The organism is Porphyromonas sp. HMSC065F10, assembly GCF_001808555.1.
In the GTDB taxonomy this organism is placed as follows: domain Bacteria; phylum Bacteroidota; class Bacteroidia; order Bacteroidales; family Porphyromonadaceae; genus Porphyromonas_A.
The window spans coordinates 1-11,413 of the sequence record NZ_KV793757.1 but is presented as its reverse complement, the minus strand read 5'-3'; the positions used below and the strand labels follow the sequence as shown (position 1 = coordinate 11,413).

Here is an 11,413-nt window from a genome sequence, read left to right as displayed (position 1 = left end):
GATGATCACCCGCTTGGCATCGTGGAGGAGCTCCGGGAGGGAGGCCTCCTTCTTAGCTGCCGGAGCAGCAGGGGCGGCGGCGGGGGTTGCAGCCTTGGGGGCAGCGGTCTTCTTCCCCGCAGGGGCAGCAGTCTTGCCGAGGAGGATATCACCAAGGGAACGATTCATCGCCCGACACATGATCTGTGTGAGGAGGAGTCCGGAGGCACCCACGATACCGCCGATGGCTACCAGCATCACGTTGCCGATCGCCATACCGGCAATCGAGCCGGCAACACCGGAGAGGGAGTTGAGGAGCGAGATCGTGATCGGCATGTCGGCACCACCGACGCGGATGGTGAAGAGCCCACCGAAGAGGGCTGCAAAGAGGACCGACAGGCAGACGATCCAGGTGGCATTGCCATCGTTGATACCGAAGAAGCTCCAGATGAAGAGGATGCCGCAGAGGGCGAGGGAGACGGTGAGATAGAGGCTGTGATTCTTGATCACCTTGGGTCGGCCGTCGATGACGCGGTGGAGCTTACCGGCGGCGATGAGACTGCCGACGAGCGTGATCATACCGACGATCACGGCGAGGACACCGGTGGAGGACTCAAAGGTCCCCAGAGAGAAGGAGTCGGTCTGCATACCGGCTGAGGTGATCGACACCTCGGGCGAGGTGATGCCCATCAGCGTGACGATACCAACGAGGGCGGAGGCGCCACCACCAAGACCATTGAGGAGACCGACCATCTCAGGCATCTCGATCATCTTGACCTTACGAGCCATCATAAAGCCGATCACGAGACCGACGAGGATGAAGAAGAGGGCACAGAGAAGCGGCACCATACCGTGTCCCCAGAAGGCGACGAGTATCGCCAGGATCATCGCCAGGATGCTAGTCCGATTACCATTGACAGACGAGGAGACGCGGCTCATCATCCAAAGGCCGGCGAGCACTAAGAGGGGGATGATAATATTGAGTACTGATATCATAATACCGATCATTTACCCCCCTTGGAGGACTTGCTGTGGTGAAACATCTTGAGCATCCGCTCCGTGACGCCAAAGCCGCCGACGACATTGATCATCGCCAGGATGAGCGCAATGCCACCGAGGATCAGGGCGAGGTAGTAGCGGAAGTCGCCCCCGTAGGCATCAATGCACTCCACCGTCTCGCAGACGACGATGATCGCACCGACGATCGTGATGCCGGAGAGTGCATTCATACCCGACATCAGCGGCGTATGGAGCAGACTGGGGATCTGCCGGATGATGAAGTATCCGACCACTGCGGACACTATGAAGACCAGGACTAAGACTAGTGGTGAAGCCATATCATAAGAGATAAAAAAGAGCCAAACCGGTCTCCCTATCCAGGAAAATCGATTTGGCTCATGGTGATTAGATGATTAGCACTCCAGAGGACCGTCTGCACCGAGCGCCTCGAGGCAGCCGGCATGTACGATCTTACGGTCCTTGGTCACGGTGATGCCCTTGCAGATCTCATCCTGAGGATCGAGGACGATCTTGCCGTCGTGAGTGAGATACTTGGTCAGGTTGTAGATATTCTGAGAGAACATCCAGGTGGAGCTATTGGCGAGCAGTCCGGGGATATTCTTGATACCATTGATCATGACATCGTGGATGCGCTCGTGCTTTCCGGGAGGCGTGCACTCGCAGTTACCGCCCTGGTCGATAGAGATGTCGACGATGGCAGCACCCTTCTTCATCCCCTTGACCATCTCCTCGGTGATGATCGTAGGAGCGACCTTACCGGGGATCAGTGCGGAGCAGAAGACGATGTCCATCTCCTTGATCGTGGGATAGAGCTTCTCACGCTCTGCAGCCAGCACATCGTCCGGGAGCCGCATGGCGTAGCCGCCCTCGCCGACAGCGAGCTTGGGATCGACACCGGTATCTACCACCTGGGCACCGAGGGACTTGGCATTCTCAGCAGCCATCGGGCGGATATCAGCAGCGTAGGTGATCGCACCGAGACGCTTGGCGGTGGCAAGAGCCTGCAGACCGGCAACGCCGACACCGATGACCATCACCTTGGCGGGGACGATCTGGCCGACAGCGGTAAACATCTGGGGCATAAAGTAGGGCAGGTCGTTGGCTGCCATGATCATACCCTTATATCCAGCGCAGGTACTCATCGAGGTGAGTGCGTCCATATTCTGAGCGCGGGAGATACGGGGTACACCATCGAGGGTGAGCGCTACGACACCATTGTGGGCGAGCTTCTTCACCATCTCATGATTGACGGGGGAGGCGGGGTGGATGAAGGTGATCAGCACCTGACCCTCGTGCATCATGTCTGCCTCATTCTTCTGCAGCTGCTCATTGAAGAGCGGCTCCTTGACCTTGAGGATCACGTCGGCTTTGTCGAAGAGTGCCTGAGTATCGGTCATCAGCTTGGCACCGGCAGCCTCGTAATCCTTGTCGTGGTGGTAGGAGGGCTCTCCCGCACCTGCCTCTACGAGGACTTCGCAGCCGTCAGCAACGAACTTCTTCACGGTCTCCGGAGTCGCTGCAACGCGACTCTCACCGGGCATGATCTCACGCGGAATGCTTATAATCATAGATGATAAGTGGTTGGTTTTGGTTTTAAAGGTGATTGTAATTGTCTTGTCTGAGACAAATGTATGGAAAAAAGAGTCGGAGCAACCAAGAAAAATAGAGGTTTGGGGATACTAAATTTTCACATTAATCCGCCTGCTGATAAAAAGAGCATCCGATAAAATATCGTACACACCTAATAACCAACAACCTACTACAGACAAGCACCTCCATCAACACCCCCTGAGAGGCGCATCCATGCAGATGGCAAGTAATGCTAATTGCTTACTGCACTTAGCACATCCCGTGCTACGCTCACCTCTCCACCGCGAGAGGAGTCATTCCATTACCGAGTAGTGATCCCTGACACCAAGGCTAACCATTGCTCTGTACATCGGGGTCAGGAGCCACCCTTTACCCACTGAAAGACAGAGCGTCTCACCGACCAATCGGCACCCGGACAGGTGATCGTGGCGTCTTGCGTGCGGTCTCCACGCCCGGCTATGCTTGTAGACGCTTGTTTTAATGGGAATAAAGAGTACTTTTGTACACTAATCTATTGTTAATCATTGGAAATACTTTCTAATCATTTTACTTCATCATGGAAGTACGAGTAAGTCGCATTATTGCTGAATACTACGACTACACCCGACGTGAGGCCGAGGATTACATCCGTCAAGGGCGCGTCACCGTCAATGGATCAAAGATTCAGATCGGCGACAAGGCCGGCTCCGGTGACATCGTCGCCCTGGATGACGTCTCCATACCCCTTAAGGGGATCTTCCGCCGACTGGAGCGCCAAGAGCTTGAGCGGACTGAGGCCGGCAAAGGAAAGCAATTTCGCCAGGAGGATGAGCGCTACGAGGATCCCAAGAGCCGCGAGCTACGTAAGGGACGAAAGAAACACCGTCGCACCCACTCCAAGATGGACGAGTACGAGGAGGATGCGTACGACGAGTAGGTAAGGAGACACACAATATATATGAGCGTGATGAGGATTGGCGTGGGGAGTGTGACTCTGCTGCTCCTATTGGCGGGCTCTCTCTCCTGCAGCGACAGTAAGCAGCAGAGCGAGGAGAAGAGCTGGGAAGAGGCGACCCCCGCCCCTCTTGCGACTGAGCAGAGCGTCCCCGAGGCAACGGAGGTGGAGGAGCCCTGCACCTTTGCGGTGTACCGGGCCAATAACTCCCTCCTTGAGAGCATCGATGCCCCCTGCAATCAGGGGGCCGAGCCACTCACCTCCTTCCTTGCAAGCTTCCGCAAGGACTCCGGAGTCGTCCGCGCACGCGCCCTCTTGCCGAGCGGGATCACACCACCTCATGTGGTCGAGGATCCCTTCCGGATCATCTCGCCCGACAGCACCGGTTACTTTGCCTCGTGGATCACCATCAAGAGGGACACCGCCTCCTTCTGCACCGGATACATAGACTCTGACATCCTTGAGCAGTACACCTTTGCCCGGAAATCTCCGGACGACAAGTGGTACCTCATCGATTACTACAACGCCGCCACACAAGACGATATCAGCGAGTACGCTGACTGAGCCACCGATCCGGTAGGCAGTTTGCCAGGAAGTATGTGATAGATTTTGCCTAACTTTGTCCCTGATCATTATCAGGCAAGTGCTATGGGCAAAGTAATAGCTATATCCAATCAGAAGGGCGGTGTCGGCAAGACAACAACGGCGATGAACCTCTCGGCGGCACTGGTCGCACTGGGGTGCCACGTGTTGCTTATCGATGCGGACCCGCAGGCCAATGCTACCAGCGGTCTCGGTGCTCAGGCCAAGTCCGCCGAGCTCTCTACCTACGGCTGCATCCTCGGGGATACCGACCCGAGGAAGTGCCTGATCCCCTCCTCCGTGGAGGGACTGGAGATCCTCCCATCACACACCGACCTCGCCGGAGCGGAGGTGGAGCTGGTCAACGTCCCGCAGCGGGAGTATGTCCTTAGGCGCATCACGGAGCTGCTGAAGCCGGACTTCGACTTCATCCTCATCGACTGTGCGCCCTCGCTCGGCCTCATCACCATCGCTGCCCTCGCCGCCGCCGACTCGGTCATCATCCCTGTCCAGTGCGAGTACTTCGCCCTTGAGGGGATCAGCAAGCTCCTCAGCACCCTGCGCATCGTCAAGGAGCGGCTCAATCCCCCCATCGACATCGAGGGCTTCCTCATGACTATGTACGACAGCCGCACCAAGCTCTCCACGCAGGTCTACAAGGACGTCAAGAAGCACTTCAAGGACCTCGTCTTTGACACAGTCATCAATCGTAACGTCCGCATCAGCGAGGCACCGAGCTTCGGGAAGAGCGTACTCGACTTTGACCTCTCCTCCAAGGGGAGTCAGAATTACCTCGAGCTGGCTCACGAGGTGATGGAGAATAATCACACCCCGATCCGCCGAACCATCTCATGAGTACGAGTAATAGAAATAGCGCCTCCCTCGGACGAGGACTGGACGCCCTCTTCCCCAATGACTTCGTCAATATAAAGAAGGTGGAGACCGGAGGATCCTCCTCCATCTCCGAGCTTCCTCTTGATGCCATCTACCCCAATCCCGACCAGCCACGGCGAGACTTCGATGCTGAGACCCTCGAAGAGCTAGCCTCGTCTATCAAGCACATCGGGCTTGTCCAGCCGATCACCGTGCGAGAGGATGGCAAAGGGCAGGGGAAGTACATCATCATCAGCGGTGAGCGCCGCTACCGTGCTGCTCGACTAATAGAGCTGGAGACGATACCCGCCTACATCCGCACCGTGGATGACGACCAGGTGGTGGAGATGGCGCTGATCGAGAATATCCAGCGCGAGGAGCTCAATGCGATCGAGATCGCCCTCACCTTCAGCAAGCTGATTGATGCCGACGGGCTGACGCAGGAGGAGCTGGCGACACGCGTGGGTAAGAAGCGCGCCACGGTCGCCAATTACCTCCGACTCCTCAAGCTCCCGGCGCAGATACAGCTGGGGCTTAAGAATAAGAAGCTCACTATGGGGCACGCCCGCGCCCTCCTCAGCATCGAGGACACCGAGCTGCAGCTGGCACTCTACAAGCAGATCCTCTCCGATGATCTCTCCGTCAGGGACGTCGAGCAGATGGCTCGCGAGTACAGCACCTCTGAGCCGAGCGACCGGACGAAGTCGCAAGAGGAGGCACGCCGGGCCGCCAAGGAGCGCCTGGCACAGTACCGCAGCACTACCGACCAGATCTCACGGATCTTCGGGACAAAAGTGAAGATGAGCTGCAACGCCGCCGGCAAGGGTCGGATCACGATCCCCTTCGCAAGCGACGATCAGCTGCAGGAGATCCTCTCGATGCTGAGCAAGCTGTAGCGTATGTACCGCCTGAGTCATCGCCTGGCACCACTCTTCTTCCTCCTCTTGACTCTCGGCTTGGGGACAAGCTTGGCGTACGGGCGCGAGACGATCGTCTGCGACACCATCCCCTCTGCACCAGAGCTGCAGCGCGATACGACCATCCTCACACCCGCCAAGGCAGACGCCCTGGCAGTACAGCAGGATAGCACCCGACTGATCCCGACCGAGGTCCCTGCGGAGGTGGAGCAGCATAAGACCTTCTCTCCCAGTCCACGAGCCGCCGTCCTCTGGGCGATCATCCCCGGTGGCGGACAGGTCTACAATAGGAAGTACTGGAAGGTCCCTATCATCATCGGGGGTATGACCGCCCTCTACTACGCCATCTCGTGGAATAACAATAACCTCCTCGAGTACGCCAAGGCCTACAGCGACATCAAGAGCGACGACCCGATGACCAACGACTCGTGGATCGCCTTTGTCCCCGCCGGCGCCGATCCCAATAGCTACCGGACTAACGGCTCCTTCCAGGAGACACTCCGCCATGGGCGCGACTTCTATCGACGCAATCGCGACCTCTCCATCATCGTTGCCGTGGGCGTCTACGCCCTCTCGATCGTCGACGCCTACGTCGATGCGGAGCTGGCGCACTTCGACATCTCCCCGGATCTGACACTTCGGGCGACCCCCTCCTACATTCCCTCGACCACCTTCCCCTCATCGGGAGGTCCTGCCGTCCAGGTAGCTCTATCCTTTTGACCTCATATGAGACGCTCTATCCCTCTCCTCCTACTCCTCCTGCTGACAGCACTCGCCCTACCTCAGGCCTATGGTCAGAGCGATGGTGAGGAGCCCGACCTGGGACGTCTGCCGGAGAGCTTTGATATGGCTCTCGACTCGCTCCTCAACTCTCGGTACAAGGAGTACTACTCCCTAAGCAAGCCAAAGCGACAGGCGAGCAAGCGGGAGCTGGAGGGCAAGGATCAGCTCTACCGCGAGCGGCTGGCGCGGATGGAGAGTGCCATACCGCTCACCTACAATCCCGCTGTACGGGAGGCGATAGACCTCTATGTCAATCGCCGGAGCAACCTTATGAGCCTGATGCTGAGCCGCGCCACCTACTACTTCCCCATCATAGAGGAGGAGCTCGACAGGCAGGGGCTGCCGCTTGAGCTGAAGTACCTCGCCATCGTCGAGAGTGCACTCAGTCCCACCGCCGTCTCACGGATGGGGGCGACAGGCTTCTGGCAGTTTATGCTCCGCACCGGCAAGATCTACGGTCTCACGATCAATTCTGTCGTCGATGAGCGTATGGACCCCCGCAAGTCCACCCGCGCCATGTGCGAGTACTTCAAGGACATGTACGCTCTCTACGGAGACTGGATGCTCGCCATAGCGGCCTACAACTGTGGCCCCGGCAACATCAATAAGGCAATCCGCCGCTCCGGGGGCAAGAAGGACTTCTGGGAGATCTTCCCCTACCTCCCTCGCGAGACCCGATCCTACGTCCCCTTCTTCATCGCTGCCTTCTACAGTATGGAGTACTACCGGGAGCACGACATACGCCCCTCAGCGATCCACATACCAATCGCCACAGACACGGTCCATCTCGCTCACCGCTGCACCACAAGAGAGCTGGCAGAGATGACCGGCATCGCTCTTGACACCATCAAGCTGCTCAATCCGATGTACAAGAAGGGGATCATCCCCGGCAACCAGCAGTCTCAGGTGATCGTGCTACCGGCGCAGGCAGCGATCGACTTTGCCTCTAAGAGGGAGAAGTACTTCGTCTCTCACCACGAGAGCGAGGCGGGAGTGGCTGACACCACGTCCGACTCGGGTGACGTGGAGGAGCAGGAGAGCACCGACAGCGAGCGAGAGGTGACCTACCGCGTCCGCCGAGGCGACTCTCTCGGCTCCATAGCCCGTCGCTTCCACGTCACCACTACTCAGATCAAGGCGTGGAATGGGCTAAGGTCAAATACGATCCACCCCGGGCAGAGGTTAGTGATCCGGACAGGCGACAAAGCCTCAGTCTCCGCAACCAAGTCCGGCACGACGAGCAAGAAAAAGGGCAGCACCCGGCAGCACAGCGCCCGCTACTACACCGTGAAGAAGGGCGACACCCTCTCCGGCATCGCCTCGAAGTACAAGGGCGTCACCGTCACCCAGATCAAGCGAGCCAATAACCTCCGCTCCAATAACATCCACCCCGGGCAGCGTCTCCTGATCCCCTAAGTCATCGGCCACCACCTAAGAGGGCTATTGGGCGACGCTCTCGCTCATAGCCTAGCCCATTACCTACGGGACAAGCCCGATGGAGCTCATTGCGTCCCTCTTCCTCCACTTCTTATCTTATAAAAGGGATCAAGCGGACCACTTAAGTCGGACACTTTGGGTATATTTGTGGTCGGTAAAGAAAGATTTTTAGTACTAATCCCTATAGATAATGAGAAGAATGGAAATTCAGAACGTACATGGACGCGAGATCCTCGACTCTCGCGGCAACCCCACCGTAGAGGTAGAGGTAGAGCTGGAGTATGGCATCATCGGTCGCGCTTGCGTCCCCAGTGGTGCCTCCACAGGTGAGAATGAGGCTCTTGAGCTCCGCGATGGCGACAAGAAGCGCTACTGCGGCAAGGGTGTCCTCAAGGCTGTGGAGAATGTCAATACCAAGATCGCTCCCGAGCTGATCGGCATGGACGTCCTCGACCAGCGTGGTATCGACAAGAAGATGCTCGAGCTCGACGGCACCAAGACGAAGTCCAAGCTCGGAGCCAACGCCATCCTCGGCGTCTCCCTCGCCTGCGCTCGTGCTGCAGCCACCGCTCTCGACCTGCCCCTCTACCGCTATATCGGCGGTACCAATACGTACGTCCTCCCGGTGCCGATGATGAATATCATCAATGGTGGCGCTCACTCTGATGCGCCCATCGCCTTCCAGGAGTTTATGATCCGCCCCGTGGGTGCCGAGAGCTTCCGTGAGGGCCTCCGCATGGGTGCTGAGGTCTTCCACGCTCTCGCTAAGCTGCTCAAGAAGCGCGGCCTCTCCACCGCTGTCGGTGACGAGGGTGGCTTCGCCCCCAAGCTCGACGGCATCGAGGACGCCCTCGACTCCATCATCCAGGCTGTCAAGGACGCCGGCTACGAGCCCGGTAAGGACGTGCGCATCGCTATGGACTGCGCTGCATCAGAGTTTGCAGTACAGGAGGATGGCAAGTGGTACTACGACTACCGCCAGCTCAAGACCGGTATGCCCAAGGACCCCAATGGCAAGAAGCTGACCGCCGAGGAGCAGATCGACTACCTCGAGCAGCTCATCGCCAAGTACCCCATCGACTCCATCGAGGATGGTCTGGATGAGAATGACTGGGAGAACTGGGTGAAGCTCACCGACCGCATCGGTGACCGCTGCCAGCTCGTCGGCGACGACCTCTTCGTCACCAACGTTGACTACCTCAAGAAGGGCATCGAGATGGGCGCTGCCAACTCGATCCTCATCAAGGTCAATCAGATCGGCACCCTCACCGAGACCCTCGACGCTATCGAGATGGCTCACCGCGCCGGCTACACCAGCGTCACCAGCCACCGCTCCGGTGAGACCGAGGACACCACCATCGCCGACATCGCTGTAGCTACCAATAGCGGTCAGATCAAGACCGGCTCTCTCAGCCGCACCGACCGCATCGCTAAGTACAATCAGCTGCTCCGCATCGAGGAGGAGCTGGGTGACAAGGCTCAGTACGGCTACTGCCGCGTAAGCCGCAAGAAGTAATCTCTCCCTCGAGAGAGAGCCCATAGAGGGGGCGACAGGTCAGACTGACCTGTCGCCCCCTCTTTTCTCCCAAAAAAAAGATCGTCAGGCACCAAAAGACCTTTGCAAAATGGTCTTTCGCCGAAAAAGCGGTGCTTTTTCGGCAGGGACTTTGCAGAATACCCCAGATGCAAGGAACTGAGAGTGAGGGCGAGGGGAGTGTGCTTACGCAAATGACCAAGCCCGAATCTCGAATGTGACGCCGCAGATGGGGTATTATGCAAAGGTCTCACCAAAGGAAAGGCGCCCCGGTGGATCTAAGTCCGCCGGGGCGCCATAGGCTATGATGAAGTGGAAGTGGATTACTTCAGGATGCCGAGGTCGTGGCCAATCTTATCGAAGGCAGCGATGCAGCGGTCGATCTGCTCGTGGGTGTGAGCAGCGGAGAGCTGTACGCGGATGCGTGCCTTGTCCTTCGGTACCACCGGGTAGCTGAAGCCGGTGACGAAGATGCCCTCCTCCTGCATGCGGGCAGCAAACTCAGCAGCCTTGGCAGCGTCGTAGATCATCACGGCGACGATGGCGCTCTGTGTGGGGAGCAGGTCGAAGCCGAGCTTCTTGATCTTCTCCTGGAAGTAGGCGACATTGTCCATCAGACGATCGTGGAGCTCCGTTGACTCCTCGAGGATGCGGAAGGTCTCAATGCCGGCACCGACGAGAGATGGGGGGAGAGAGTTGGAGAAGAGGTAGGGACGAGAGGTCTGGCGGAGGAGCTCGATGATCTCCTTCTTACCGGTGGTGAAGCCACCGACAGCACCACCGAAGGCCTTGCCGAGGGTACCGGTGATGATCTCCACCTTACCACGCACGCCATACTGCTCAGTGACACCGCGACCAGTCTTGCCGACGACACCGGCAGAGTGGCTCTCGTCGACCATCACCATAGCGTCGTACTTCTCAGCCAGCTCGCAGATCTTATCGAGCGGAGCGACGTTGCCGTCCATGGAGAAGACACCGTCCGTGGCGATGACGCGGAAGCGCTGTGCCTGTGCCTCCTTGAGCTTCGCCTCCAGGTCAGCCATATCGCCATTGAGGTAGCGGTAGCGCTGTGCCTTGCAGAGACGGACACCATCAATGATGGAGGCGTGATTGAGCTGGTCGGAGATGATCGCATCCTCCTCAGTGAGGAGGGAGCCGAAGAGACCGCCATTGGCATCAAAGCAGGCAGCGTAGAGGATCGTATCCTCGGTGCCGAAGTAGCGAGAGATAGCCTTCTCCAGCTCCAGGTGGACATCCTGCGTACCGCAGATGAAGCGGACGGAGGACATACCGAAGCCACGGCGGGCCATCATCTTCTCTGCGGCATCGATCAGGCGCTGGTCGTCAGCGAGACCGAGGTAGTTATTGGCGCAGAAGTTGAGCGCATGGATCTCCTTGCCATTCTGATCCACAGTGATGGCAGAGCTCTGCTTGCTGGTGATGAGGCGCTCACGCTTGTAAGTGCCGGCATCCTTGATCGCCTGGAGAGTCTCCTCGAGGTGCTTCTTATACTTGTCGTACATAGATTGTGATTGTGTATAGAGATGATTAAAAGTGTCTTCTACTGAGGATTCGCTTTTTGAGTACCCCAAAGATACCATTTTTTACTCGTCTTGACTGCCTCTCAAGGGCCGGTGTGAGGGTATGGAGAAAAGGGATCATCCGTCGCTCCCTAATGCGTCTGTCTCGTGACGAAAAATAGGCGTGTCTTACCCTGAAATAGGTTGACACTTGAGGAGGGTTGAGACAGCCAGAATGGTATAT

Annotated in this window: 11 protein-coding genes; 7 read left to right on the top strand and 4 right to left on the bottom strand. The window is 57.8% G+C overall.

What is annotated here, in order from left to right:
• From HMPREF2890_RS08930 to HMPREF2890_RS02310, 3 genes are all read right to left on the bottom strand, one after another.
• A partial coding sequence (locus tag HMPREF2890_RS08930; RefSeq protein WP_168160404.1) for an NAD(P)(+) transhydrogenase (Re/Si-specific) subunit beta occupies window positions 1-975 on the bottom strand: 975 nt, incomplete at its 3' end.
• 8 nt (window positions 976-983) lie between these two features.
• Window positions 984-1,316, bottom strand: a complete 333-nt coding sequence (locus HMPREF2890_RS02315; protein ID WP_018107869.1) for an NAD(P) transhydrogenase subunit alpha part 2 — start codon at window positions 1,314-1,316, stop codon at window positions 984-986.
• A 75-nt stretch (window positions 1,317-1,391) separates the two neighbouring features.
• Window positions 1,392-2,567 carry an NAD(P) transhydrogenase subunit alpha gene (locus HMPREF2890_RS02310; protein ID WP_070464747.1) on the bottom strand — a complete coding sequence of 392 codons (1,176 nt, stop codon included), beginning with the start codon at window positions 2,565-2,567 and terminating at the stop codon, window positions 1,392-1,394.
• A 578-nt stretch (window positions 2,568-3,145) separates the two neighbouring features.
• Here HMPREF2890_RS02310 and HMPREF2890_RS02305 point away from each other — a divergent pair.
• The 7 genes from HMPREF2890_RS02305 (at window position 3,146) to eno (ending at window position 9,631) form a co-directional block, all read left to right on the top strand.
• Window positions 3,146-3,505 carry a S4 domain-containing protein gene (locus HMPREF2890_RS02305; protein ID WP_070464744.1) on the top strand — a complete coding sequence of 120 codons (360 nt, stop codon included), beginning with the start codon at window positions 3,146-3,148 and terminating at the stop codon, window positions 3,503-3,505.
• A 21-nt stretch (window positions 3,506-3,526) separates the two neighbouring features.
• A complete protein-coding gene (locus tag HMPREF2890_RS02300; protein WP_070464741.1) occupies window positions 3,527-4,087 on the top strand; it encodes a hypothetical protein in 561 nt (186 codons plus the stop codon).
• An 84-nt stretch (window positions 4,088-4,171) separates the two neighbouring features.
• Complete coding sequence (locus HMPREF2890_RS02295) at window positions 4,172-4,960, top strand: ParA family protein (protein ID WP_070464738.1); 789 nt, start codon at window positions 4,172-4,174, stop codon at window positions 4,958-4,960.
• Window positions 4,957-5,874 carry a ParB/RepB/Spo0J family partition protein gene (locus tag HMPREF2890_RS02290; RefSeq protein WP_070464735.1) on the top strand — a complete coding sequence of 306 codons (918 nt, stop codon included), beginning with the start codon at window positions 4,957-4,959 and terminating at the stop codon, window positions 5,872-5,874. Before HMPREF2890_RS02295 ends, HMPREF2890_RS02290 begins: the two co-directional genes overlap by 4 nt.
• Before the next feature lie 3 nt (window positions 5,875-5,877).
• Window positions 5,878-6,615: a DUF5683 domain-containing protein gene (locus HMPREF2890_RS02285; RefSeq protein ID WP_070464731.1), complete on the top strand. Its 738-nt coding sequence runs from the start codon at window positions 5,878-5,880 to the stop codon at window positions 6,613-6,615.
• 6 nt (window positions 6,616-6,621) lie between these two features.
• Complete coding sequence (locus tag HMPREF2890_RS02280) at window positions 6,622-8,094, top strand: lytic transglycosylase domain-containing protein (protein ID WP_070464728.1); 1,473 nt, start codon at window positions 6,622-6,624, stop codon at window positions 8,092-8,094.
• Between the two features lie 220 nt (window positions 8,095-8,314).
• Window positions 8,315-9,631 carry a phosphopyruvate hydratase gene (eno, locus tag HMPREF2890_RS02275; protein WP_070464721.1) on the top strand — a complete coding sequence of 439 codons (1,317 nt, stop codon included), beginning with the start codon at window positions 8,315-8,317 and terminating at the stop codon, window positions 9,629-9,631.
• A gap of 341 nt (window positions 9,632-9,972) precedes the next feature.
• Here eno and kbl read toward each other — a convergent pair whose 3' ends face one another.
• A complete protein-coding gene (kbl, locus tag HMPREF2890_RS02270) occupies window positions 9,973-11,172 on the bottom strand; it encodes a glycine C-acetyltransferase (RefSeq protein ID WP_070464715.1) in 1,200 nt (399 codons plus the stop codon).
• Between the last annotated feature and the right edge of the window lie 241 nt (window positions 11,173-11,413).

What these genes read in the sequence shown, in the direction of transcription:
- HMPREF2890_RS02295 (WP_070464738.1), top strand. Translation starts at nt 4,172, where the DNA reads ATGGGCAAAGTAATAGCTATATCCAATCAGAAGGGCGGTGTCGGCAAG.
- eno (WP_070464721.1), top strand. Translation starts at nt 8,315, where the DNA reads ATGGAAATTCAGAACGTACATGGACGCGAGATCCTCGACTCTCGCGGC.
- kbl (WP_070464715.1), bottom strand. Translation starts at nt 11,172, where the DNA reads ATGTACGACAAGTATAAGAAGCACCTCGAGGAGACTCTCCAGGCGATC.
- HMPREF2890_RS02315 (WP_018107869.1), bottom strand. Translation starts at nt 1,316, where the DNA reads ATGGCTTCACCACTAGTCTTAGTCCTGGTCTTCATAGTGTCCGCAGTG.
- HMPREF2890_RS02290 (WP_070464735.1), top strand. Translation starts at nt 4,957, where the DNA reads ATGAGTACGAGTAATAGAAATAGCGCCTCCCTCGGACGAGGACTGGAC.
- HMPREF2890_RS02300 (WP_070464741.1), top strand. Translation starts at nt 3,527, where the DNA reads ATGAGCGTGATGAGGATTGGCGTGGGGAGTGTGACTCTGCTGCTCCTA.
- HMPREF2890_RS02285 (WP_070464731.1), top strand. Translation starts at nt 5,878, where the DNA reads ATGTACCGCCTGAGTCATCGCCTGGCACCACTCTTCTTCCTCCTCTTG.
- HMPREF2890_RS02305 (WP_070464744.1), top strand. Translation starts at nt 3,146, where the DNA reads ATGGAAGTACGAGTAAGTCGCATTATTGCTGAATACTACGACTACACC.
- HMPREF2890_RS02310 (WP_070464747.1), bottom strand. Translation starts at nt 2,567, where the DNA reads ATGATTATAAGCATTCCGCGTGAGATCATGCCCGGTGAGAGTCGCGTT.
- HMPREF2890_RS02280 (WP_070464728.1), top strand. Translation starts at nt 6,622, where the DNA reads ATGAGACGCTCTATCCCTCTCCTCCTACTCCTCCTGCTGACAGCACTC.